Source organism: Mesorhizobium sp. M0195 (assembly GCF_040322115.1).
Taxonomy (GTDB): domain Bacteria; phylum Pseudomonadota; class Alphaproteobacteria; order Rhizobiales; family Rhizobiaceae; genus Mesorhizobium.
This window is the reverse complement of sequence record NZ_JAMYSV010000007.1, coordinates 48,343-70,063: the sequence shown is the minus strand read 5'-3', so window position 1 is coordinate 70,063 and position 21,721 is coordinate 48,343. Positions and strand designations below refer to the sequence as shown.

Sequence of the window (21,721 nt, the reverse complement as noted above, 5' to 3'; positions counted from 1 at the left end):
TCAGCGAGCCTCCGGCCGGGGCGGCTCGACCTGCATCGCGGGAGCGGTCACATCCATCCGCGTCCCTTCTTTCCGGTCGGCTGACGCCGGCACATTCGGAAACAGCGTTGTCGGCGCTACCGGAGCAGGCGCGGTTGCCGAGTCACGTTGACCGAGAAACCGGCGCCGGCTGGCTGCCCACGCTTTCAGACAGCCGGGATCGCGAGGACCGGCCTCGCCCATCCCGGAACAGCGGCGCAATTCGGATGCGAGTGGGTCTTGTGGCGCGATGGAACGGTCCCGCGTCGCAAGGGCGTCAGGCTCGTCGTCCTCGCTGCTCATCTCGATTGCGGTCACTGTCAAAGCGACCGCGATGAAGATGACCGCGCCGATGCGAGCGAGGAGCTTGCCTTCCATCGCGCCGACCTCAGTTCTTGCCATAGAACATCTGCGCACTGCCGGGCTGGTAGCCCGAGCCCTGCGTCAGGAAGCGCCGGCGCTGCTCTCGGCCCTGGTCGGCAGCGGTGGCCTGTTCGGCCGATTGCAAAGCCTGCGCCCGACCGTTCGCGGCGACGACAGCGGTGAGATCGGCGAGTTGCTGCGCCTGAAGCGCGAGGAGCTGGTTGCCAGCCTGTGTTGCCTGAAGCGCTCCGGTCGCACCCTGGCTCTGGCCGACCAGCGCCGACATTTGCGTGCGATTGGTGTCGATGTTGCCGACGACGCCCGCCTGCACTCGCATGGCATCCTGAAGGCCACCAACCGTGTTGCCCCAGCGCGAGCGCGCGTCGGCGACGAGTTGCTGATCCGAAGCCGACAGCGAGACGTTGCCGTATTTCTGCTGGAAAGCCTGATCGATCTGCTGGACGTCATAGGCAACGTTCTGCGCCTGACCGAGCAGTTGCTGCGTACGCTGGACAGACTGCTGGAGCTGTTGCAGCGAGGAGAACGGCAGGCTTGCGAGATTGCGGGCCTGGTTGATGAGCATCTGCGCTTCGTTCTGAAGCGAGGTGATCTGGTTGGTTATCTGCTCGAGTGAGCGCGCTGCCGTCAGGACGTTTTGCGAATAGTTCGACGGATCGAAAACGATGAAGGCGTGTGCCGGCGTCGCCAGGATGGGCGAGAGCGCGACGGGCGCGACAAGCAGTGCGGCGGCGAACTGCATGCTAAGGGAGCGGCGCAGTTTCATGGGGACTTCTCCTTGTTGGTGAGGGCGGGGCTGGTTAGGGCGGGAACGAGTTCAGCGGCCCAGCCGACGCCGCGGTGGCTAAGCCAGGCAGCGAGGAAACCCTCGCGGCCGTGCTCGGCGAAGATGCGGGCGATCGCGGCCTGGTCGGTCTTCGCGGATACAGCGCAAAGCGCGAGTGCCACATCCGACAGACCGAGCTCGAACAGCCGGTTGCCGCGACGGGACTGGCAGTAATAGTCGCGCTTCGGCATCGCCCGCGCGATGATCTCGATCTGCCGATCGTTGAGGCCGAAGCGGCGATAGATCGCGGTGATCTGCGGCTCGATGGCGCGCTCGTTCGGCAACAGAAGCCGGGTCTGGCAGCTCTCGATGATCGCGGGCGCGATTGCCGAAGCATCGATGTCGCTGAGGGACTGCGTGGCGAAGATGACGCTGGCGTTCTTCTTGCGCAGCGTCTTCAGCCATTCGCGGAGCTGGCCGGCAAAGCCGTCATCGTCCAGGGCAAGCCAGCCTTCGTCGATGATGAGGAGGGTTGGCGCGCCATCGAGCCGGTCCTCGATGCGATGGAAGAGATAGGACAGGACGGCGGGCGCAGCCCCCGTTCCGATCAGTCCTTCGGTTTCGAATGCCTGGACCGACGCCGATCCGAGATGTTCGCGCTCGGCATCGAGCAACCGGCCGTAGGGACCACCGACGCAATAGGGGCGCAATGCCTGCTTGAGATCATTTGATTGCAGCAGCACGACCAGACCGGTGATGGTGCGCTCCTCGACAGGCGCGGAGGCCAGTGAGGTCAACGCCGTCCAGATATGCTCCTTGACCTCAGGCGTGATCGTCACATTCTCGCGCAACAGGATTGCCACGATCCAGTCGGCGGCCCAGGCGCGCTCCGGGACATCATGAATACGCGCGAGCGGTTGAAGGCTGACGCTGTCGATCGCCCCATCGCTGAGATCGCCGCCGAGATCGTGCCAGTCGCCGCCCATGGCGAGTGCCGCCGCGCGGATCGAGCCGCCGAAATCGAAGGCGAAAACCTGTGACCCTGGATAGCGGCGGAACTGGAGCGCCATCAGCGCCAGCAGCACGGACTTGCCGGCGCCGGTCGGGCCGACGATCAGCGTATGGCCGACGTCGCCGACGTGAAGCGAAAGCCGGAACGGGGTCGAGCCTTCGGTCTTGCCGAAGAGCAGAGGGGGCGCTGCAAAATGCTCGTCCCATTCCAGCCCCGCCCACACCGCGGAAAGCGGGATGATGTGGGCGAGATTAAGCGTGGAGATGGGAGGCTGACGGACGTTGGCGTAAACATGACCCGGCAGGCTGCCGAGCCAGGCGTCGACGGCGTTGATGGTTTCGATAATCGCCGTGAAATCGCGGCCCTGGATGACCTTTTCGACCCGGCGCAGTTTTTCGTCAGCGATGCCGGGATCATCGTCCCACACCGTCACCGTCGCGGTGACATAGGCCATGCCCGCATAGTCGGCGCCGAGCTCCTGCAGCGCCATGTCGGCGTCGGCGGCCTTGTTTGCAGCGTCGGTGTCGACGAGGACGGACGCCTCGTTGGTCATCACCTCCTTGAGGATCGCGGCGACCGATTTTCGCTTCGCGAACCATTGACGCCGGATCTTTGTCAGCAGCCTGGTGGCATCGGTCTTGTCGAGCAGGATCGCGCGTGTCGACCAGCGATACGGGAAGGCCAGCCGGTTCAGTTCGTCGAGCAGACCCGGCGTGGTCGCGGTCGGGAACCCCGTGACCGTGAGAATGCGCAGATGCGACGCGCCAAGCCGCGGCTCGAGCCCGCCGGTCAGCGGCTGGTCGGCCAGCATGGCGTCGAGATATATCGGCGTTTCGGGAACGCGGACACGGTGGCGATTGGTCGAGACGCAGCCATGCAGATAGGTCAGCGTCTCGGCGTCATCGAGCCAGCGGCACTCCGGCATGAAGGCTTCGACAAGGCGCAGCACGCGGTCGCTGCGGTCAGTGAACCCGGTGAGCACCTCATTGGGGTCCAGGCCCTTCTTCGCGCGCCCTTCATAGAGCCAGCTTTCCGCGCGCGCGGTCTCTTCGGCGGGCGCAAGATAGGTGAGCGTCAGAAAGTAGCTGGACTCGAAATGCGCGCCGGCCTCCTCGAATCCCGCCTTTCGTTCCGCATCGACCAGAGTGGAGGCCGCATCCGGAAAGCTGCTGTCGGGATAGCGGGTCGAGGGATGGCGCTGCGCCTCGACGAAGATCGCCCAGCCGGAGCCGAGGCGGCGGAAGGCATTGTTGAGCCGGCCTGCGACGGCGACCAGTTCGGCCGGAACGGCGCTGTCGAGATCGGGACCGCGAAAGCGCGCGGTGCGCTGGAAGCTGCCGTCCTTGTTGAGGACGAGGCCGGCGCCGACCAATGCCACCCAGGGCAGGAAGTCGGCGAGCCGGCTGCTGCGGTTGCGATATTCGGCAAGGTTCATCATTGGCGCGACCTCGCTTAGACCGTGAGATGCGCGGGGATGCGCAGATGCCGGCGAACAACGTCGACGAAGAGCGGATCACGCTTGGCGGCCCAGACGGCGGCAACATGGCCGATCGCCCAGATTGCGAGGCCGACGAGCCACAGACGCAGTCCCAGCCCCACGGCGCCGGCGAGCGTCCCGTTCATGATGGCAATGGCGCGCGGGGCGCCGCCGAGCAGGATCGGCTCGGTCAGCGCCCGGTGCACGAGGACCGCATAACCCGGCACTGCGTAGTCCGGCATTGACCCGCTCTGTTCGACCGAACCCGCCATCAGACCAGCGCCCCGCCGCCGAACGAGAAGAACGACAGGAAAAAGCTCGACGCCGCGAAAGCGATGGACAGGCCGAACACGATCTGGATGAGCCGGCGGAATCCGCCCGACGTGTCGCCGAAGGCGAGCGTCAGGCCAGTTACGATGATAATGATCACCGCCATGATCTTGGCGACCGGCCCTTCGATCGACTGGAGGATCTGTTGCAGCGGCTGTTCCCACGGCATCGACGAGCCGGAGGCATAAGCGGGCGCGGCCATCACCAGGACGAGCGTGGCACCGGAAACGGTCATGGCGAGACGATGGCGCGCGAGGCGTAGGCGTTGGATCACGGATTTTCTCCTTCAGGGCTTTGGATGAGCAAGGTCGGGCTGTCGCCTGTCGCGAGGACGGCTGGCGCGACCCGGTAATCACCGTCCGGGCGAAGGCCATCGACACGGGCGAGTTCGGACAGCCGGCGCGCGGAGCCGCGGCCGGAAAGGACGGCAACCAGGTCGATCGTTTCGGCGATCAGCGCGCGTGGAACGGTGACGACGGCTTCCTGGATGAGTTGTTCCATGCGGCGGAGCGCGCCGATGGCGCTGCCGGCGTGGATCGTGCCAAGGCCGCCGGGGTGGCCGGTGCCCCAGGCCTTGAGCAGCTCGAGCGCCTCGGCCCCGCGCACCTCGCCGACCGGAATGCGGTCGGGGCGCAGGCGCAGCGATGAGCGAACAAGATCGGAGAGCGACGCGACCCCGTCTTTCGTGCGCATCGACACGAGATTGGGCGCGGCGCATTGCAGCTCGCGCGTATCCTCGATAATGACGACGCGATCGGCAGTCTTGGCCACTTCAGCGAGCAGCGCGTTGATCAGCGTGGTCTTGCCCGTGGATGTGCCGCCAGCGACGAGAATGTTCGCGCGGCCGGCAACGCCCAACCGAAGTGCGTCCGCCTGGCACGCCGACATGATCCCGGTCGCGACATAGTCTTCAAGGGTGAAGATGGCGACGGCGGGCTTGCGGATCGCGAAGGCGGGCGCCGCGACGACGGGAGGAAGAAGTCCCTCGAACCGCTCCCCCGTCTCGGGCAGCTCGGCCGAGACGCGTGGGGCGCCGGCGTGGACCTCGGCACCGACATGATGAGCGACGAGGCGAACGATGCGTTCGCCGTCCGCTGCCGACAAACGCTCTCCTGTGTCGGATAGGCCCTCCGACAGGCGATCGATCCACAGACGCCCATCGGGATTGAGCATCACTTCGACGATGCCGGCGTCGTCGAGATAGCGCGCGATCGCGGGTCCGAGCGCTGTGCGCAGCATGCGTGCGCCGCGCGCCAGACCTTCTGAATTGTGATGCGAAGCTGCCATCCTGTCCCCGTTTGGATCCGGGGGAACATGGACGGCCCCTGGACGGGGATGATTAAGAGAGCCGCATCTCGAGTGGTTTCAACACCTATGTCGAGGCGTAGTGGCGTAGCGTGCAAATACAGGAGATTGGCGGTGCCGACCAGCAATCAAAGGCTGACGATCTTCAGGCAAGGGCGGCGCTCGCCGTCAATTGTGCGCTCGTCGGCAAAGCCATCTGGTCAAGCGGCCTCACGAGTTGACCGTCGAGGCTTGTGGCGAACCACCACGTCGACCTTGTAGTCGAGCCGGTCCAGACAGCGAACCAGCCTGTCTATTGAAAACTTACCCGTGCGCCCGGTGGCGATCGCGGAGACGTCGGGCTGTTTCATTCCGAGCAGTTCAGCCGACTTCGCCTGGGTCAGGCGCCGGCGCTTGATGATGGCGCGGATCTCGCGGGCCAGCTTGGCCTTGAGCAATTCCTCTTCGGGATTGTCAAAGCCGAGGTCCGCAAACACGTTGCCGCTGCTCACTTCGGCCGTGATGTCTTCTGTCATGACTTTGTTCCTTTCCCATAGTTTTCGCGGTAGTGCGCCTCGGCCGCCTTCAATCGCACTGTCACGAGATCGATTTCGTGCTTGGGTGTCTCCCTGCCCTTCTTCGACTTCTTCTGAAAGCAATGAAGCACGTAGATCACGCCAGCGAAGCGGACGGTGTAGACCGCGCGGTAGGTATCTCCGTCGAAGTCGTCGACCACCTCGAGGATGCTGCGGCCCCCAAACCCTTTCAGGGCTTTGACAGCCGGGTGCTCCTCACCATTCTGGGCGTCGTTGATTGCGACACCCATCAACCGGCGAACATCGACCGGAAACTCGCGCAGGTCGTCCTTCGACGACCCCATCCATACCGTGGGCTTTTGGTTTCTCATTCGCCCTTTGCCTTATAGCACACAGACTATAATTTTCAACGAAAAATCCTGACACCGCCTAGCCACTGAAAATAACTGGTTCGGCTCAGACGGCTATTTTTTCCAGGTGATCATAGAAGCTCATAAAGGCGTGGTCCCTCATGCAATCACGGACATTAAATTGCGGATTTCGCGCCCAAAATGGTTTCCGGATAAGAGACTCCACCCTGCGGCCGTCTAGTTCTGTTCTGCCAAACTCGACAGGTTGGCAAAGCGCGTTCTGTGACAACATATCGTTCCAACGCTTTGATATGTTTTGACATATCGATGCTTTCAAAATCTCGGTCCGCCTCATTTAGTCTAGCGCGCGGGTATGCCGGGCTGGTGTGTGTCCAGACCGCCATCGATGTCCTCGGAGATCTCCTGCCGAAGCTTTGGACCTCTCGCCAGGCGCCGGCCGAGCGCGGTGACGAAGGCATCATAGCGCTCGCCCGCCTTGGCATGGGCGGCCTGTGCCGCTGGCTCGGGCAAAGCCGGTGTGGTCGCCAGCCAGAAGCGGACGAAAACCGCGAGCGTCTCCACGGCAATTGCGACATCGCGCTCCTGGCGTGTGATACGCCGATCGATCTGGTCGAGCCGCTTGGTGATCGCCGCCTCCTGTCGCTCGGCGGCATCGGGTGAGAGGAACGATTCGATGGCCGCCTCCGCGACGAGCGACCGGGAAAAGTCGCGGCGGGCCGCATGTTCGGCCAGCCTGCTCATGACCTTCGGATCGAGATAGACGGAAAGGCGTTGTTTGCGGGGTGGCTTTACCATGGGAGCCTCACATATCCACGCCGTCGCCGGGGTCGAGCGACACCTGTCGCGCAATGCCTTGCATCAGACGCGTCAGTCGACGGTTGCGGGCAACCTCGTCCTCCACGTCGTCAAGGTGATCGATCTCGAACTCGTTCTCGGTCGAAGGCTTCACGACCTGCTCGACGCGACTGAGCTCAGGTTGCCGACGACGCTCGGAATCAGTTGTGTCGTCATCGGTGGCCGACGGCGCCGACGTGGCTTCAGCCATCTGCGGACGGGAGGGCAGAGGCAGTTTCGTCCAGTCGTCGGGCCTCCCCTCCTCCGCCGCCGCCGTCAGCACCGGCGGCGGCAGGATACGTTCCTGGAAGCGAGCATCTTCATGATAGCGGGCCTTCTTGGCACGGATCGGCGGCGCACCCGAAACCATGACAATCTCGTCGGTGGATGGGAGCTGCATCACTTCACCCGGCGTGAGCAGAGGGCGAGCCGTCTCCGAGCGGGAGACCATGAGATGGCCGAGCCACGGCGACAGCCGATGGCCGGCATAGTTCCTCATGGCCCTCATCTCGGTCGCTGTTCCCAGCGCGTCGGACACGCGCTTGGCGGTGCGCTCATCGTTAGTGGCAAAGCTTACCCGAACATGGCAGTTGTCGAGGATCGAGTTGTTCGCGCCGTACGCCCTCTCGATCTGATTGAGGGATTGAGCGATGAGGAAGCTTTTCAGCCCGTAGCCGGCCATGAACGCGAGCGCCGACTCAAAGAAGTCGAGGCGGCCAAGCGCCGGAAACTCGTCAAGCATCAGGAGCAGCCGGTGCCCTTGCGCCCTCACCTGCAGATCTTCAGTCAGGCGGCGACCGATCTGATTGAGGATCAGGCGAATGAGCGGCTTGGTCCGGTTGATGTCGGACGGCGGCACGACGAGGTAGAGTGTCGTTGGATGCTCGTCATCGACAAGGTCGCTGATGCGCCAGTCGCAGCGGCGCGTGACCTCGGCCACGACAGGATCGCGATAGAGGCCAAGAAACGACATGGCGGTGGACAGCACGCCGGAGCGCTCGTTGTCGGATTTGTTCAAGAGCTCCCGCGCGGCGCTGGCGATGACCGGGTGCGGACCGGCTTCATCCAGATGCGCCGTTTTCATCATCGCGGACAGCGTCGATTCGATCGGACGCTTTGGATCGGAGAGGAATCCGGCGACGCCGGCAAGCGTCTTGTCCGGCTCGGCGTAGAGGACGTGCAGGATCGCGCCGACCAGCAGGGCATGGCTGGTTTTCTCCCAATGGTTCCGCCTCTCGAGCGAGCCTTCTGGATCGACCAGGATGTCAGCGATGTTCTGAACGTCGCGGACTTCCCATTCGCCGCGGCGCACCTCGAGCAGTGGGTTGTAGGATGAGGATTTTGGATTGGTTGGATCGAACAGCAGGACCCGGCCATGCCTGGCGCGGAAGCCTGCGGTGAGTTGCCAATTCTCGCCCTTGATATCGTGAACGACGGCTGAACTCGGCCAGGTCAGAAGTGACGGGACGACGAGGCCGACACCCTTGCCCGAACGTGTGGGCGCGAAGCACAGCACGTGCTCCGGTCCATCGTGGCGCAGATAGGCGCCGTCAAACCGCCCAAGCACCACTCCATCGGAGCCGAGAAGGCCAGTTGCCTTGACCTCCTGCTTGTCTGCCCAGCGGGCGGAGCCGTAGGTCTCGACCATCTTGGCCTCGCGAGCCCGCCATACCGACATGCCGATGGCGACGGCGACGGAGGCGAAACCGCCGGAAGCCGCGATAAAGGCTCCCTCCACGAAGATCGACGGCGCGTAGGCATCGAAGCCGTACCACCACCAGAAAAAGGATGGCGGAAGGTAGAATGGAAAGCCCAGGACATGGAACCATGGCCTGCCGAGCTCGGGCTGGAATGCCAGGCGCCAAGCCACCCACTCCGTCGCGCCCCAGGTCGTGAAGATTACGATCGCGACGACCGCGAGGATCTGGCCCCAGAGTATCTTGGTGGCAGACATAGAAGTGGTCCTTTCTTCAACATGAGGTTAGAGGCCGAGGCCTCGCTTGCGGCCAAAACTCCAGTCGATGCCGTCGTCATTGCGAGCGACGCCAGAGACGTGGCGGCCAAGATGTTTTTCCAGGGACGGCGTCCAAGGCACCAGTTGGAAACCGAGGCCGTCATCGATCATGGCGAAGCGGCCCGACGCGAGCGTGAAACGTCGCCGGTAGGAACCGGCTATGAACTCGCCGCCGCGGGCGCGATTGAAGGGCTGGCCGGTTTCGGCCGAGAGCTTTTCGCCGAGCGCCTCCAGTTCGCGGCGACGCAGCGTGTCAATCAGGCTGCGAGTGAAGGTTGTGCGTTGGCCATGCCGCTCGCCGAGGCCCTGTTGGACGAGGTGGTCGGTACGGCGCTCCATTGCCTGCCGTACCTCGGCGCCGAAACCGGATTCCGACAGCGCAGTCGGTTCGCGGGCAATATTCTGCCGGTCAAGCCAGGTTGCGCCGGCGGCGGTAACCTGCCGCTCAATATCGAGATCGGAACGAACAGCGAGTGCTGCGCGCGGATGTCCCTGCGCGTCACGGAACTTGCGCAGCTCGACGATCGAACCCAGAGCGCTGTCGCCGGCGGCGTCGAGATCGTACAGCTTGATGTGGTGCGTACGGCCGTCGGTGCCATCGACCACGGCGTAAGCGCTACCCTGCAGCTCATCATTGAGACCTCGGTCGACCAGCCGACCCATGATCGGCGTGTCGAGGCGCTCTGCCGCCAACACATAGTTCGCCGCGCCACGCTCGATGCCCTGTTCGGTCAGCGCGCGGTGCATCCGCTTGATGATGTCGCCCCGCTCGCCAAGCTCGCGCAGCGTCGCCTCGGCCTTTTCGTCGATCATCCATTGGCCTGGGCCGACCTGTTCGGCAAGGCCAAGGGTTTCGAGCTTGCGCACCCGCCCGACCTTCAGCACGTGATACTCATCGGGCTGAGCGTTCGCCGGGGACGCAAGATCGACAACGCCTGTGTCGCGGCCATCGCGAACAAGCTGCCGGTCAAGCTGGGTCCAACGTTCGGCCTCGACCTGACGCTGCAGATTGCGGCGGATGTCGAGATCGGTGCGCGGGCCGAGCTCCTGGGTAACAAGGTCGGCGGCGCGGGCGCGCATCCCCTCCTTGATGTAATCGCGGGAGATCACAAGATCCTGCCCGTCATCAGTCTGGCCGCGCAGGATGATGTGAAGGTGCGGGTTGTCGGTGTTCCAGTGATCGACGCCAGCCCAATCGAGCTTCGTGCCGAGGTCCTTTTCCATCTGGCCCATCAGATCGCGGGCGAAGGCTTTGAGATCCGCCATGTCGACGGCATCCTCCGGCGAGACGATGAAGCGGAAGTGGTGGCGATCATCGCTGCACCGCTCGGCGAAAGCACCGCCATCCACCTCCCCGGTCTCCGGCCCGAATAGCTTTGCCTTCTCCCCGTCACGGGTGACGCCCTCGCGGCGCAGATAGGTGAGATGGGCGGCAAGCGGCGCGGCGCGCAGGCGATGGCGCACCAGCCGTGTCTTGACGATCACGGTGCGCGAGCTCCCGGTGAGGAGACGATTGGCGCGCACGCTCGCCGAGCGGCCACGCCCGAACGTCGAGCGATTGCCCGGACTGATCCGGCCGGAGCGAGAGATGCGGGCGCCGGCCTTCTGGGCGGCGGCGAGCGCCTGCGCGATGAAGGGCCTGGCGCGCTGGGCGCTGGACGAGCGGATGCGGCCGGGCCGGATGCGGAAACCATCCTCGCTGGTCATGGCGAAGGCCACACACATCGAGCCAAGGCACGGAAATCACAGGGAAAACGGCGGCACGGCGCGGTGCGCCAGATACTCGCACCTCGCGGAAATGCCACATAACCTCTTGAAACAACACGACCGACCGACGCCGCACCTCGCGGCCTTTTATCTAGCCATCTTCCGGTTGTTCTGCCCACCTTCCGCCTCCATCCACGCCACGGTGCGCTGGAGCTTGCGGTTGCGCGAAAACGCCCAGGCGCGCTCATGGCTGGATCCCTTCGCTCGCTTGCGCCACGAAGAGGCCCTCGGACAGCGGCACGATGGCGGAGACATCGCGCACGGTGGGTGCGGAGCTCGCGTCATTTGGTGGTCGCTCGGTCGGCACGAGAGCGACAGCCTGTATGCGATCCGGCTGACCTGCGAAGAGCGAGCCGCGCTTCCGGGGAATGGCCTCGACAGACGTGACGGCGAAAGGGCGCATACCCTCGCTTTCACCGATCAGGGGGGCGAGCATCGCGACATAGGCGCGGGTCTCGGCCGGCAACGGACGCCCAGTGAGGTAGGCTTCGTAGCGTGCAGGTCCCGCGTTGTACGCGGCCAGAAACCCTGGCGAGCCGAAGCGATCGTGCAGTTCGCGCAGATACGCCGTTCCAGCCAGGATGTTGTCCCGGGGATCGAATGGATCGCGGCCAAGCGACCAGCGGGCGCGCAGATAGTCCCATGTGCCGGGCATGATCTGCATCAAGCCGCGGGCGCCTGCGCTGGAGACGGCGCGCACATCGCCCGCACTCTCCTTGCGCATGATGGCGCGTATCAACGCGGTCGGAACGCCGAAGCGGTGCGAGGCTTCGCTGATATGCGTGCCGAAAGGATCGCGCTGCGACGATCGTGTGAGAGGTGTTTCCTGCGCCAAGGTCGCCGCCGGCATGACGGTCGCGACGGCCAGGCCGCAAAGGAGGAGCAGAGCCATACGCCGGGCAGCACGAAACGGCCCGGGCGCACCGCGATGGCTCGTCGACGGACGGCGAGCGCGCATCGTTCAATCCTTCTCGCTACGGTCGCGCGGGCGCGCCCAGTGCAGCGACCAGGACGTTTTGTCGTCGCCATTGCGAAAGAGGTTCGCGCGTATGGGCTGCGCGAAGGTCGGGTCGTCGAGCTGGATCGAGACATAGTCTCCGGCCTTTTCGCTGGAGCGTTTCCAGCCGGCGCCGATCTCGGGGCCGTCCTCGCTTCCGGCGTGAACGCGGTAGTCAGGCGCATTCTCCGTTTCGCTCGCCTCTGCCGCCACAATGGCGATATCCAGGTTGAGACTGAGCGTGTGGATGCGCCCGCTATAGCCAGTCTTCTGGCGCGTGAATTCCCCGATCTGTTGCATGTCTGACTCCTGTTTTCAGTGGTGCGGTGATGAGGGCTGGCGGCACGACGCGCACCGCCGGTCGCGCGCTCACCGCGTCGGCGCGCGCCATTCGAAGCGTCCGTTGCCGTCCTCGTCTGTCCACAGCGGGACGGCACGGCCGATGATCTGGCTGGTGGAGAGGAGGCCGAAGTAACGTCCGTCGAGGCTGTCGCGGACCTGCCAGTTCATCAGGAAGACTTCGCCGCTCGCGATGCGGCGACAGCCCTGCCAGGCCGGCAGCTCACGTCCGGCCCGATCACGCTTGAGCGCCGCGCCCGCCTCGATACCATCGACAGTGACAGTGAGGTTCGAGCGACAGACACGCTGCCCGGAAACGCCAAGGATGCGCTTCAAGAGTGGCACGCCCCTCGGCAGATAGCCGCGATCGGCGAGGAAGGCCGCGAGCGGCGCAGGGGCGTCCACGGCCACAAGATCGGTGACCTCGAACGGTCCGTGGAAGTCGATCGTGTAGAAGCCGATCGGTGCGCTAGCTGACGCATTCCAGATGAGCTTCGTGGGCATCGAAGTGAGGCCGGGATAGCCGATGCCCATGGTTGCGAAAACGCTAGCGAGGATGATCCCGGCGCGCGTCACAGTTCGGTCCTCTGGCGCAGCAGGAAAGCACGATGTTGGTCGAGCGTGTAGCTGCGCGGCGCGTGGCCGGCGGTTATCCGGTTGTGGATGTGCCGCCAATGATCGGGCGACACCAACTCAGGCTCGATGTCGAGGCGCTGGATGGCGTCGATCGCCTGCAGCACGCGTTCGACCTTGGGCCAACTCTCGACCTTCAGAAGGATGTCGCCGCCGGGGCGCACGAAGGGCAGTGTCTGATAGGCTTCGCCAGACGCGACCGCACGCACGATGTCGATGCGTGAGATGATTGTTCCGAAGTCGTTCGCGGCCCAGCGAACGAAGGCGAAGACCGTCCCGGGGCGATAAGACAGGATGCGTCGGCGACGATCAACGATCTGTTCGTGGGCGTGGGTGCCGAACCGTATCCAGTTCTCTTGTCTCTTCTCGACCCAGGTCAGTTCGACATGGACGAGATTGTCGGTAGCGTGGTGCGTGGCCGGGAACGCGCCGCGCATGCGGGGAGCCGCGATGCCAGTCATTTCGGTTCTCCTGATGCGGTGGGAAATTCGCGCGCGAGCCTCGCGCGCAGCGTGTCGGCGACGATGACGTCGTGCTGGAAAGCGGCGATGCGGTCGCGCTCCTGAGTCGTCATGTCGGTGGTCTGGCGCACGACGAAGGTCGCGAACTGATTTCCCTTGCAGGTCAATTCACCGGCGAGAAGCAGCGTCAAAGTTGCCTTGCCGACACCGCTCTTTTGATTGAGGAGTGCGACGATCATCGGGTGCTTCCCGAGCGCGGATCAAGAGGCGGAGTCGGAGCTTCGGAAGCGTTGGTTGCCGTGTCGCGGCCACCAGAAACCGTTGACTTTTTCGGGGTCTTGTTGGTGGTTACGCTGAATGCGTTGCTGGCTCGCCGTCCGAGCCTCTGCACATCGCGCGCGCGCTCTTCAGAGTTAGATTCTGGGTTAGAGTCTAAGTTAAGGGCGCGATTTCGGCTTTGGTTTCCTAGGGTTAGGCCCCGTTTGGGTTCCTGATAGCACGAGCCTGCGGTTCCCGATGGCACGATAGTTCCGGTTCCCGATAGCACGATGCCGTCCACAGGCTTTCCACAGGAGGCGATCCGCTCGAAAGCGAGCAGCGTCCGGCCGCCCATCTCCACTTCGAGGAAGAGCGTGTAGCCGGGCAGCGGCTGGCGGCGGATGATGTCGCGCAGCTCGAAGGCAAAGCGCTTGTGGGGCGACAGGCTGCCGGATTTCTGGTGAAGGTGACGGAAGTCGAAGCGCCAGCCGTCGGGCTGGCGGCCGCCATGCTTGCGCACCAGCCGATAGAGCCAGCGCTCCAGCCCGCCAGTCAGGTCGAAATAGGCGCGATCGATCGTCAGCACGAGCGCGTCATCGAGGACTGCCTGGTAGAACCAGTCGGGGACGATCAACTCGATCCCCGCGGGTTTGCCATGGCGATCGATGCGCTCCTGCCACTCATTGATCCATGAGAAGCGGTGACGCCGGCCTTCGGCGGGCTGACGAATCGTCGTCGAGACGGTGGTCGACTGCAGCCGGTCAAGCCCCGCCTTCAGGCGCTGATAGTCGCGCAGGCTCTTGCCCCGGCCGACGAAGGTCAGAATCTCATAGGGCGTGGCGGCCATCAGGCGCGAGGTGCGAAGGCCGGCGTCGCGCGCCTCGACGATCTGGCTCGCGGCCCAGATCAGGATGTCGGCGTCCCAGATGGTCGCCATACCATGATCGGGTACGGCTTCGACCCGGATCGTGACGTTGCCGGCCATGAAGTCGATTGGCGCGACGCGATGGGTCTTGGAGAGGGAGAAGAACGGATAGGCCATGAGATCCTGCGCATCTCGTGGGGCGAAGTCGCCAGGCAGCGCCCTGAACAGGTCGAGCTGCCCGCGCTCCGAAAGGGATTGGTTTCGCGCCGCCATTTGGAAATCCGCGCGCGGTCAGCGTGCGTATCGTCCGCCGTGCGTCGGCGGCGTCGGCGTGTGACGCTTGGCCGGCAAGACCGACCCACGCGGATCGGATGTAGAGGTGACAGCGCCGCGTTCGGCCCAAGCCTGAAGATCGTCGACGGCATAGACGACACGGCCGCCGAGCTTGCGGTAGGAAGGACCAGTGCCATAGGTACGGTGCTTTTCGAGCGTGCGGGCGGACAGGCTGAGGAAATCCGCAGCTTCCTTGGTACGCAGGAAGCGCGGCGGCAGAACGGCGATATCGGGTCGCATGGGTCGGACCTCCGTGGGGTTTTGGACGGCCGCTGGCGTTCAGCGGTGGACGGCGACCACGGTGGCGGAGAATGGGCTTCGCAAGGGATGGGGAAGTTGAGGGAGGCTAAAATCCCACCCCCCTGTCCAGTGTCACAACCGCTACGATCGGCGGCGATGACGCAGGATCTGCAAATAGCCGCCGCCGATCATGGCGGTGGCGCCCTCGACCAGGCCGATCACCGCATCGCGCAGTGCGGAGGTTTTCCAAGGATCGGCAGCGACGCGCTTAGACCCGTAAAGGGCGATGGCAATGTCGCGGTAGCTCGCGCCATTCGAGTGGCCGTCAGCGGCCTGCATCATCAGACGAAAGCGGCGTCGCTGCTGTGGTGTCATCCGCGTGTCCGAAGCTGTTGGGCGCTTTTGCCAGGAACGCCAGAAACGGGTGAGTGCTTCGATCCGTCCCAACGTTTGTGCATCCAAGGGGATCAGCGCCGCCAGGTGGCCGTGCGGGTCACTGCCGGGCAGAAGGAGAAGTTGGGTCGCAACATCTGCACTATGGACACTGTGACGTCCTTCCGGGCTGTCCTGGAGCACGCCCAGGCCGGTCAACGGCGCCGATCGCAAGGACGACAGGAATTCCGGTGCCGGCACGAGAGAAACCACAGCTGGATCGACGTCAGGCGACCAGAAAACGTCTTGCGCCAAGGCGGACAAATCCGGCCTAGCCGGGAAATCGTAACCCCCACAGCCGCTGCGCCTCAGGCCGGAATGGTGCTTTCTCGGCTCTTGTGGTCAGGAGCGCTTGGTAGTGCCGTTGATAGGGTTCGTGACGTCGCAGACACTCCCAGGCAAGCCCTTCGATTGGTAAAGTGTCGAAATAGTCATAGCTGTCATTGTCTCGCCAATGCGACGTATCCGGCCTCATCCAAGAGCTCCTCGCAAACAACGCGTAGACCCCGCCTCCAAACGATTCCGGGTTGTAGCGATTGGCGGAAGACCCTTGCCGGGCATCGGGTGATGCCACTTCGGCATCACCCGCGAACCACAGGCGCTGTGGTTCTAGTTGCCGGGTCGACGCAAGAGATGACGGTAGCCTGCACGCGCCATCCAGCGCGCTCGCGCCAGATGGCTGTCGTGGATGCGCCGGGCGCGTTGCGGCTCCTTCGTCAGATCAATGCCGAAGAGGATTTCGACCACCTCGCGCCAGTCCGCACCGTCGTCGGCGGCGTCAAGCAGGCGCATATAGAGCTTGACGTGTTCCCGATCGTATTCGGTGAGTTCGTCACTGGTCGGCGCGGTTTCGTCAAACGGCTCGATCATCGCTTGCCTCGTCTTCACAGAGTGAGCCTGCATTTTATAGAAGCAATTTTGCCAGCGGAGGATGGTTGATCAGCATCGGGCGATGCGGTTTCGGCATCGCTCTCGGCTTGCGAGAACCGAACCGGACGTCCGCGGAAGAAGGCCCCGGCCTTCCAGCCGGGGCCTGCGCGGGTCCTTAGTCACCCCGCCGCGCGTTCGGGCGGGACCAGATGAGCGAGAAACCCTCACCTTCCTCGTCGTCGAAGAGGTTGGCGTAGATCGGGGCGTTGAAGCTCGGATCGTCGAGCTTGAGACCCAGGTAGTCGCGGCCCTCGTTGGAGGTCTTCGACCATGCGGCACCGATCTCGGCGCGGCCGACCAGCACCCGGTGGCTGGGAGCGTTCTCGCCAGTGGCGCGTGTGTCTGGGACGATGCGCACGTTCTTGGCCTGGACGCTGAGGGTGACGATTTCGCCGGTGAACTCGTTCGCGGTGGTCTTCTTGAAGGTGCCGATGGTAGCCATTGTAAGTCTCCCGTTTTCTGTTCCCGAGCCCGCACCATGCGGCCTCGATGGCGATCACGTGGCCGGAGGCGACCGATGACGCATCGCTTGCGACCGGAGCAGCGCGGAAGACGGCGCAGGAACGGCTTTCTTGTCTCGCGAGGAATGGCGGCGCTCGGGGTCCCCATGCGCTTGCGGCATGGGGTGGGAGCCGGCAGGGGAAGAAAGTCGAGACGCGCCGTTGCGGCCTAGGCGGTCGAGGCTTCAGCCGTCCTTCGGCCAGATCAGCCCATTGAAAAGGCCGTTTGGAGCGCTCTTGGGACAGATTGGCAACGGAGACGTTGGCGTGCAACGCGCCTCCGGCAGATCGCTACGAGTTCACTGGCGTCGTCCGCATTCCAGGTGCCGGGAACCGCACGCACCTCCAACGCCGCAGCCACCGGCCGCGCTGCCGTCCTGCTACCGACTGGTCGACCTGCCATGGGCATCGACCGAAGAAAGTCCAAGTCCACAAACGAGGCCGCGCCGGCACGTGGCCGTTGCTCGATCCTGGCATGGAACCCGATTGCTCCAACCACCGATAGTGAGGTGGCTAGGCCTTCGTCGGTCTGGTCCGCCCGCGTCGCCCGCGCGGGTCTAGGCTCGAACCACGTCCCTGCCGGATTGGTCGGCGGCTGTCATGCCCGCGACCCGGAGATATGCCGTGACGCCGACGGCGGTCGCGCCAATGACGGAAAAGACGATCTGCCAGGTTTCCGAAGGCATCATGTGCTTCGCGATGCCATGGGAGGCATGGTAGCCGGCAACGATCGCAGGCGCGATGAAGACCAGCGTGATCGCCAGCTTGGCCCACATGGGGCTGATAACGCTGAGGAGGATTTGGCCGACGCCGAGCGTCAACCCGGCTGCGAGGCTACCAACGAGGATCGCGCCAAGCCAGCCGGCACCGGTGTTGAATGCCCACGTGCCTGCGCTGACCCCGACGAACAACGGAAGGGCGAAGATAGCAAGCGTGAAGAGCAACCAGCACAGGATACCGATGGCCGCGATACAAACGAACATGCTGAGGATGATCATGGTGGTGTCTCCGAGAGAATAGCTCTGGCGATTGCGCCTTCCACCACCACCTCGGCGCAGCGCAGAGCATAGCAACGAAAACCGCAGGCGAAAACTGCCAAAGCTCTGTTTCGCCAGCGGCAATGTTCGCCCCGTCATGGGGTGAACGGGTCGATTTCGCCGATGATGGCGGTGTCGTCGCCGTCATACTCGTTTGCGGGCACGACCGAGAGAGTGCCGTCGCCGGCACGAAAGATGACGATGGCTACCATGAGGGTGGCGGCGAGGCTGAAGGCGAAGGCATGCGCGTCGGCGAGGGACATCGATCCGGCTCCTGTTTGAAGCGGAGGACCCTCCCCCGCTGACAGGCGCCCGATGTGTTCGGCCGATGGCCGCAATCACCGCGAAGGCGAAGCCGGAGCGGCGGCACGCTTCGCGTAGTCCGACCCCTTGCGGGTTGATGGCCTCAGGCCGTCGGCTGGACCAAGGATCAGCGCAATGGATCGCGGGGTGCGGGCATCTTCAAGTCAGGAGTGGTGCCGTTGGCGCGACCCACTAGCTCCAGGAGATTCTGAACGAGCTGCCGCGCGATGTGGTTGGCGCCATTATGCCGGATACGTGCCTCTTAGATCTTCAGGTGCTGAAGAACCTTGTCCGCAGTTCCCTCCCCAACCTCGCCCGCATCGTCGATGCGGCCGAGCTTCAGCACCGCCCAGCTGTCAGCTATGCCAAGCGCGAAGGGCAGGTTCTGTTCGACGATCAGGATCGTCGTGCCGTTGGCCCGGCGTTCTTCCCTAAGAGCTGTGGCGATGCGTTCGACGACGGAGGGCTGCAGGCCCTCGGAAATCTCGTCGATCAAAAGCAGCTTTGGCTGCAGCATCAGCGCGCGGCCGAGGATCAGCATCTTCTGCTCGCCGCCGGACAGCGTTCCGGCGCGTTGCGACAGCCGCTCCCTGAGGAACGGAAAATGCCCGTAGACCCGCTCGACGGCTTGCGCAAAACCGCGATCCGAACGCAGAGCGAGCCGCAGATTGTCGCGGACGCTGAGATCCTGGAACAGGGCCTGTTCCTGCGGCGCATAGCCGACGCCCGATGCAATCAGCGAAGCCTGGGAAACGCCTGACATCGACATACCGTCAAGGCGGATATCGCCCGAACGCAGCGCGACGAAACCGAGAATGGTTTTGAGCACCGTGGTCTTGCCCATGCCGTTCTTGCCCATCAGCGCAAAAATCTGCCCGGGCGCGATGGCGAGCGACAGCGCCTCGATGATGGCAACCGGCCCATAGCCACTCGAAACGTTCGACAGTGAGAGTTTCGGCACGGTGGTTTTGGCCTCTCTGGTCTCAAGCATGAGCGGCTCCCGAGTAGATCGTCCTGACCACCTCGGAATTGACGACCTCGGCGACGCTGCCGTCGAGCACAAGCCTGCCCTGGTGGAGAACGACGATCCTGGTCGAGATGTCGCGGACGAAATCGAGATCGTGCTCGACCAGGATGGCGGCGAACCCGAGCTCGCCGGTCAGCTTCTGCAGCGTGGCGCCGATGGTGGTGCGCTCTACCTTGGTCAGCCCTGCCGTCGGTTCGTCGAGCAGGATGAGTTTTGGCTCGAGCGCGACGACCATGGCAAGCTCGAGGCTCTGCTTCTGCCCATGCGACAGCAGCGACACCGGCCGGCCGAGCATCTGGTCGAGACCGGTGGAGCGCAAGATGTCGGCGGCAGTTGCGGGCAATCCAAGCGTGGCGGAGCGGCGCAGCGGGCTTGGCGCCTGGTGCGAGGCGCGTGCCATGCGCAGGCAGTCGGCGACGGTCAGGCTGTCGAAGACGCTCGCCACCTGGAATTTTCGCCCGACGCCAAGCGCCACGATTTCGTCCGGCGTCATGCCGATGATGTCCTGGCCGGCGATGCTGACGCTTCCGGTGGTGGCTTCGGTGCCGTCACTGAGACACCGCATCAGCGTCGTCTTGCCGGCGCCATTCGGGCCGACGAGGCTGACCAGTTCGCCAGGGCGCACGTCGAGGTCGATGCCTTGCAGCACCTGCAGGCTACCGAAGGATTTGCCGAGGCCGCTGACGGAGAGCACGCGGTTGTCGCCAGCGCTGCCGTTGCCAGCCTGCGCGACGGCGATGGCCGGGCTCCCGGCGGTGTTGGTTTGAGCCGCATTGCGGCGCGGTAGCAACATTGCGAACAATTGCGCCAGCCCGTTCGGCAACAGGATAATCATGACCACAAACAGGGTTCCGACGACCAGGTTCCACAGGAAGGGCAAATCGCCCGACAGCTGGGCGCTGAGGTAGTCGATGCCGATCGCACCCATCACCGGTCCGATGATGGTGCCGCGGCCGCCAAGGGCCGTCCAGATGACGATCTCGGTGCCGAAGACGAAGCCGGTGTTTTCCGGCGCCACCACGCCCGACGCATTGGCGTAGAGGAAGCCGGCAATGCCGGCGACGCCGGCGAGGATCGTTGTCAGCACGATCTTCAGCCGTTGCGGATCGAGGCCGAGATAGGCGCAGCGCGCTTCATTGTCGCGAATGGCGACGAGCAGCTTGCCGGCATCGGAGCGGGTGAAGACCAGGGCGACGACAGTGGTGACAATCAGGCAGATGCCGGTCAGCCGGAAATAGCCCGGCAGGCCGAGCGGCAGGCCGGAATAGCCGACCAGCCCGCTGCTCGATCCTGTCCACACGCCGCCGGAAAACACCAGCTGCGTCACCACGATCGGCACAACCAGCGAGATCACGGTCGCATAGAGCGGTGTCGAGCCATGGCCGAACGACAGCCAGCCGACGAAGGCGCCGAGCAGCACCGGCACGAGGATCGCCAGGGCCAGCGCCAGTGCCAGAAAGGCGGGCGTCGAGCCGAGATGGCTGAGCACCATGGCGCTGGCATAGGCGCCGGTGCCGAAGAACGCCGCCTGGCCGAAGGTTAGGATGCCGGTGTAGCCCCACAGAATGTCGACGGTCACCGCCAGCATGGCGTAGATCATCGAGCGGGTCAGCACGTTGAGCGTGAAGCGGTCGAACAGCGCAGGGCCGATGATGACGACGACCGCCGTTGCAAGCGCAAGGGCTGCAAACAGCCAGGCCCGCGGCGGGATGGAACGGCTTTCAGGCATGGGCAAATCCCTTCGGGCTGATGCGCAGCACCAGGGCGCACAGGACCGCCACCGTGATGCCGCCAAGAATGGGGCTGACGAAGGTGCTGACCAGAACCTGGGCGCCACCGAAGACGAGGCAGGCGATGGCCAGCGTCGAGAAGGACGAGCCGGCGACCATGACTAGCATGAACGAGCCGATCAGCCAGGCGACGCCCATATTCGGATCGACGCTGGTCAGCGGCGTCAGAAGCACGCCGGCGAGTGCCGCCAGTCCGGTGCCGACCATGAAGGTGGCCAGACGCACGCGCGCCGTGTCGATGCCGAGCGCACGGGCCAGCATCTCGTTCATGATCACCGCTTGCGCCGACAGGCCGAGCCGCGTGCCTTCGAGCAGGAAGGTGAAGGCAAGCCCGATCGCCAGCGCGGCAGCGACCGCGAACAGCCGGTAGAGCGAATAGCCGACGCCAAAGACATCGACCGTTCCCGAGAGGAGATTGGGGGTGAATTGCACGTCGCGCCCGAACCACAGCGTGATCAGCTGGCCGATGACGATGCCGAGACCCCAGGTCGCCAGAATGGCGTCGAGCGGCCGGCGATAGAGCGGCCGCACGATCACCAGTTCGGTGATGCCGCCAAGGATTGCGCCAACGGCAAAGGCGATCGGCAGCGCTGCCCAGGGATTGAGCCCGAGGCCGGCCGTTGCCACTGCACAATAAGCGCCGATGGTCAGCCAGGCGCCGTGGGCGAAATTGATGATCTTCAGCACGCCGAAGATCGCCAGCAGGCCGGCAGCGACGATGAACAGGATCGCCGCCGTCGTCACCATGTCCAGGAGAAGCGTCATGGCAAGTTCCCGTTCGTGTGG

General features: G+C 64.3%; 27 protein-coding genes. All 27 read right to left on the bottom strand.

The genetic code is table 11. The features are described from left to right. A complete protein-coding gene (gene trbK-alt / locus NKJ12_RS16175) occupies nt 1–420 on the bottom strand; it encodes a putative entry exclusion protein TrbK-alt (protein WP_352703811.1) in 420 nt (139 codons plus the stop codon). Next, nucleotides 407–1,165, bottom strand: coding sequence for a P-type conjugative transfer protein TrbJ (gene trbJ, locus NKJ12_RS16170; RefSeq protein ID WP_352703808.1), 759 nt, complete (start codon nt 1,163–1,165; stop codon nt 407–409). Before trbJ ends, trbK-alt begins: the two co-directional genes overlap by 14 nt. Continuing rightward, nucleotides 1,162–3,615, bottom strand: coding sequence for a conjugal transfer protein TrbE (gene trbE, locus NKJ12_RS16165; protein ID WP_352703806.1), 2,454 nt, complete (start codon nt 3,613–3,615; stop codon nt 1,162–1,164). The genes trbJ and trbE overlap by 4 nt, the downstream gene beginning before the upstream one ends. A gap of 14 nt (nt 3,616–3,629) precedes the next feature. Beyond that, a complete protein-coding gene (locus tag NKJ12_RS16160; protein ID WP_352664808.1) occupies nt 3,630–3,926 on the bottom strand; it encodes a VirB3 family type IV secretion system protein in 297 nt (98 codons plus the stop codon). After that, entirely contained in the window at nt 3,926–4,219 is a 294-nt protein-coding gene (locus NKJ12_RS16155) for a TrbC/VirB2 family type IV secretion system protein (protein ID WP_352445486.1), read from the bottom strand. Before NKJ12_RS16155 ends, NKJ12_RS16160 begins: the two co-directional genes overlap by 1 nt. Before the next feature lie 35 nt (nt 4,220–4,254). Then, on the bottom strand, nt 4,255–5,271 hold the full coding sequence (gene trbB / locus NKJ12_RS16150; RefSeq protein WP_352703804.1) for a P-type conjugative transfer ATPase TrbB: 1,017 nt from the start codon (nt 5,269–5,271) through the stop codon (nt 4,255–4,257). A gap of 218 nt (nt 5,272–5,489) precedes the next feature. Then, nucleotides 5,490–5,804, bottom strand: coding sequence for a helix-turn-helix domain-containing protein (locus NKJ12_RS16145; RefSeq protein WP_352664812.1), 315 nt, complete (start codon nt 5,802–5,804; stop codon nt 5,490–5,492). Then, entirely contained in the window at nt 5,801–6,148 is a 348-nt protein-coding gene (locus tag NKJ12_RS16140; RefSeq protein ID WP_352741917.1) for a type II toxin-antitoxin system RelE/ParE family toxin, read from the bottom strand. The genes NKJ12_RS16145 and NKJ12_RS16140 overlap by 4 nt, the downstream gene beginning before the upstream one ends. A 366-nt stretch (nt 6,149–6,514) precedes the next feature. Then, a complete protein-coding gene (locus NKJ12_RS16135; protein ID WP_352703800.1) occupies nt 6,515–6,970 on the bottom strand; it encodes a ribbon-helix-helix domain-containing protein in 456 nt (151 codons plus the stop codon). A 7-nt stretch (nt 6,971–6,977) separates the two neighbouring features. Continuing rightward, a complete protein-coding gene (locus tag NKJ12_RS16130; RefSeq protein WP_352703799.1) occupies nt 6,978–8,963 on the bottom strand; it encodes a conjugal transfer protein TraG in 1,986 nt (661 codons plus the stop codon). A gap of 27 nt (nt 8,964–8,990) precedes the next feature. Then, nucleotides 8,991–10,730 (bottom strand): relaxase/mobilization nuclease domain-containing protein, encoded by a 1,740-nt coding sequence (locus NKJ12_RS16125; protein WP_352703797.1) that lies wholly within the window; start codon nt 10,728–10,730, stop codon nt 8,991–8,993. Between the two features lie 244 nt (nt 10,731–10,974). Beyond that, nucleotides 10,975–11,748, bottom strand: a complete 774-nt coding sequence (locus NKJ12_RS16120; protein ID WP_352703795.1) for a lytic transglycosylase domain-containing protein — start codon at nt 11,746–11,748, stop codon at nt 10,975–10,977. A 3-nt stretch (nt 11,749–11,751) separates the two neighbouring features. Further along, the gene (locus tag NKJ12_RS16115; protein ID WP_352677194.1) at nt 11,752–12,087 is read right to left on the bottom strand and encodes a DUF736 domain-containing protein; all 336 of its coding nucleotides are present in this window, start codon (nt 12,085–12,087) and stop codon (nt 11,752–11,754) included. A 69-nt stretch (nt 12,088–12,156) separates the two neighbouring features. Continuing rightward, nucleotides 12,157–12,702 (bottom strand): S26 family signal peptidase, encoded by a 546-nt coding sequence (locus NKJ12_RS16110; RefSeq protein WP_352703793.1) that lies wholly within the window; start codon nt 12,700–12,702, stop codon nt 12,157–12,159. Beyond that, nucleotides 12,699–13,220 (bottom strand): DUF2840 domain-containing protein, encoded by a 522-nt coding sequence (locus NKJ12_RS16105; protein WP_352703791.1) that lies wholly within the window; start codon nt 13,218–13,220, stop codon nt 12,699–12,701. Before NKJ12_RS16105 ends, NKJ12_RS16110 begins: the two co-directional genes overlap by 4 nt. Further along, nucleotides 13,217–13,459, bottom strand: a complete 243-nt coding sequence (locus NKJ12_RS32275; RefSeq protein ID WP_502897062.1) for a hypothetical protein — start codon at nt 13,457–13,459, stop codon at nt 13,217–13,219. The genes NKJ12_RS16105 and NKJ12_RS32275 overlap by 4 nt, the downstream gene beginning before the upstream one ends. Next, nucleotides 13,456–14,616, bottom strand: coding sequence for a replication initiator protein A (locus NKJ12_RS16095; protein ID WP_352703789.1), 1,161 nt, complete (start codon nt 14,614–14,616; stop codon nt 13,456–13,458). The genes NKJ12_RS32275 and NKJ12_RS16095 overlap by 4 nt, the downstream gene beginning before the upstream one ends. A gap of 18 nt (nt 14,617–14,634) precedes the next feature. Further along, nucleotides 14,635–14,916 (bottom strand): helix-turn-helix transcriptional regulator, encoded by a 282-nt coding sequence (locus tag NKJ12_RS16090; protein ID WP_023690466.1) that lies wholly within the window; start codon nt 14,914–14,916, stop codon nt 14,635–14,637. Between the two features lie 141 nt (nt 14,917–15,057). After that, entirely contained in the window at nt 15,058–15,603 is a 546-nt protein-coding gene (locus NKJ12_RS16085; protein ID WP_352703786.1) for a DUF2285 domain-containing protein, read from the bottom strand. 16 nt (nt 15,604–15,619) lie between these two features. Beyond that, complete coding sequence (locus NKJ12_RS16080; protein WP_352703784.1) at nt 15,620–15,823, bottom strand: transcriptional regulator domain-containing protein; 204 nt, start codon at nt 15,821–15,823, stop codon at nt 15,620–15,622. 134 nt (nt 15,824–15,957) lie between these two features. After that, complete coding sequence (locus NKJ12_RS16075) at nt 15,958–16,218, bottom strand: DNA -binding domain-containing protein (protein WP_023715497.1); 261 nt, start codon at nt 16,216–16,218, stop codon at nt 15,958–15,960. Nucleotides 16,219–16,393: 175 nt separating this feature from the next. Beyond that, a complete protein-coding gene (locus tag NKJ12_RS16070; RefSeq protein WP_352547069.1) occupies nt 16,394–16,720 on the bottom strand; it encodes a DUF736 domain-containing protein in 327 nt (108 codons plus the stop codon). Nucleotides 16,721–17,335: 615 nt separating this feature from the next. Further along, nucleotides 17,336–17,776 carry a hypothetical protein gene (locus NKJ12_RS16065; protein ID WP_352703782.1) on the bottom strand — a complete coding sequence of 147 codons (441 nt, stop codon included), beginning with the start codon at nt 17,774–17,776 and terminating at the stop codon, nt 17,336–17,338. Between the two features lie 134 nt (nt 17,777–17,910). Continuing rightward, nucleotides 17,911–18,078: a hypothetical protein gene (locus NKJ12_RS16060; RefSeq protein ID WP_352703779.1), complete on the bottom strand. Its 168-nt coding sequence runs from the start codon at nt 18,076–18,078 to the stop codon at nt 17,911–17,913. 302 nt (nt 18,079–18,380) lie between these two features. Further along, the gene (locus tag NKJ12_RS16055; RefSeq protein ID WP_352703777.1) at nt 18,381–19,109 is read right to left on the bottom strand and encodes an ABC transporter ATP-binding protein; all 729 of its coding nucleotides are present in this window, start codon (nt 19,107–19,109) and stop codon (nt 18,381–18,383) included. Next, complete coding sequence (locus NKJ12_RS16050) at nt 19,102–20,874, bottom strand: branched-chain amino acid ABC transporter ATP-binding protein/permease (protein WP_352703776.1); 1,773 nt, start codon at nt 20,872–20,874, stop codon at nt 19,102–19,104. Before NKJ12_RS16050 ends, NKJ12_RS16055 begins: the two co-directional genes overlap by 8 nt. Next, a complete protein-coding gene (locus NKJ12_RS16045; protein WP_352703774.1) occupies nt 20,867–21,700 on the bottom strand; it encodes a branched-chain amino acid ABC transporter permease in 834 nt (277 codons plus the stop codon). The genes NKJ12_RS16050 and NKJ12_RS16045 overlap by 8 nt, the downstream gene beginning before the upstream one ends. Between the last annotated feature and the right edge of the window lie 21 nt (nt 21,701–21,721).

What these genes read in the sequence shown, in the direction of transcription:
- trbK-alt (WP_352703811.1), bottom strand. Translation starts at nt 420, where the DNA reads ATGGCAAGAACTGAGGTCGGCGCGATGGAAGGCAAGCTCCTCGCTCGC.
- trbJ (WP_352703808.1), bottom strand. Translation starts at nt 1,165, where the DNA reads ATGAAACTGCGCCGCTCCCTTAGCATGCAGTTCGCCGCCGCACTGCTT.
- trbE (WP_352703806.1), bottom strand. Translation starts at nt 3,615, where the DNA reads ATGATGAACCTTGCCGAATATCGCAACCGCAGCAGCCGGCTCGCCGAC.
- NKJ12_RS16160 (WP_352664808.1), bottom strand. Translation starts at nt 3,926, where the DNA reads ATGGCGGGTTCGGTCGAACAGAGCGGGTCAATGCCGGACTACGCAGTG.
- NKJ12_RS16155 (WP_352445486.1), bottom strand. Translation starts at nt 4,219, where the DNA reads ATGACCGTTTCCGGTGCCACGCTCGTCCTGGTGATGGCCGCGCCCGCT.
- trbB (WP_352703804.1), bottom strand. Translation starts at nt 5,271, where the DNA reads ATGGCAGCTTCGCATCACAATTCAGAAGGTCTGGCGCGCGGCGCACGC.
- NKJ12_RS16145 (WP_352664812.1), bottom strand. Translation starts at nt 5,804, where the DNA reads ATGACAGAAGACATCACGGCCGAAGTGAGCAGCGGCAACGTGTTTGCG.
- NKJ12_RS16140 (WP_352741917.1), bottom strand. Translation starts at nt 6,148, where the DNA reads ATGGGGTCGTCGAAGGACGACCTGCGCGAGTTTCCGGTCGATGTTCGC.
- NKJ12_RS16135 (WP_352703800.1), bottom strand. Translation starts at nt 6,970, where the DNA reads ATGGTAAAGCCACCCCGCAAACAACGCCTTTCCGTCTATCTCGATCCG.
- NKJ12_RS16130 (WP_352703799.1), bottom strand. Translation starts at nt 8,963, where the DNA reads ATGTCTGCCACCAAGATACTCTGGGGCCAGATCCTCGCGGTCGTCGCG.
- NKJ12_RS16125 (WP_352703797.1), bottom strand. Translation starts at nt 10,730, where the DNA reads ATGACCAGCGAGGATGGTTTCCGCATCCGGCCCGGCCGCATCCGCTCG.
- NKJ12_RS16120 (WP_352703795.1), bottom strand. Translation starts at nt 11,748, where the DNA reads ATGCGCGCTCGCCGTCCGTCGACGAGCCATCGCGGTGCGCCCGGGCCG.
- NKJ12_RS16115 (WP_352677194.1), bottom strand. Translation starts at nt 12,087, where the DNA reads ATGCAACAGATCGGGGAATTCACGCGCCAGAAGACTGGCTATAGCGGG.
- NKJ12_RS16105 (WP_352703791.1), bottom strand. Translation starts at nt 13,220, where the DNA reads ATGACTGGCATCGCGGCTCCCCGCATGCGCGGCGCGTTCCCGGCCACG.
- NKJ12_RS32275 (WP_502897062.1), bottom strand. Translation starts at nt 13,459, where the DNA reads ATGATCGTCGCACTCCTCAATCAAAAGAGCGGTGTCGGCAAGGCAACT.
- NKJ12_RS16095 (WP_352703789.1), bottom strand. Translation starts at nt 14,616, where the DNA reads ATGGCGGCGCGAAACCAATCCCTTTCGGAGCGCGGGCAGCTCGACCTG.
- NKJ12_RS16090 (WP_023690466.1), bottom strand. Translation starts at nt 14,916, where the DNA reads ATGCGACCCGATATCGCCGTTCTGCCGCCGCGCTTCCTGCGTACCAAG.
- NKJ12_RS16080 (WP_352703784.1), bottom strand. Translation starts at nt 15,823, where the DNA reads ATGAGGCCGGATACGTCGCATTGGCGAGACAATGACAGCTATGACTAT.
- NKJ12_RS16075 (WP_023715497.1), bottom strand. Translation starts at nt 16,218, where the DNA reads ATGATCGAGCCGTTTGACGAAACCGCGCCGACCAGTGACGAACTCACC.
- NKJ12_RS16070 (WP_352547069.1), bottom strand. Translation starts at nt 16,720, where the DNA reads ATGGCTACCATCGGCACCTTCAAGAAGACCACCGCGAACGAGTTCACC.
- NKJ12_RS16065 (WP_352703782.1), bottom strand. Translation starts at nt 17,776, where the DNA reads ATGATCATCCTCAGCATGTTCGTTTGTATCGCGGCCATCGGTATCCTG.
- NKJ12_RS16060 (WP_352703779.1), bottom strand. Translation starts at nt 18,078, where the DNA reads ATGTCCCTCGCCGACGCGCATGCCTTCGCCTTCAGCCTCGCCGCCACC.
- NKJ12_RS16055 (WP_352703777.1), bottom strand. Translation starts at nt 19,109, where the DNA reads ATGCTTGAGACCAGAGAGGCCAAAACCACCGTGCCGAAACTCTCACTG.
- NKJ12_RS16050 (WP_352703776.1), bottom strand. Translation starts at nt 20,874, where the DNA reads ATGCCTGAAAGCCGTTCCATCCCGCCGCGGGCCTGGCTGTTTGCAGCC.
- NKJ12_RS16045 (WP_352703774.1), bottom strand. Translation starts at nt 21,700, where the DNA reads ATGACGCTTCTCCTGGACATGGTGACGACGGCGGCGATCCTGTTCATC.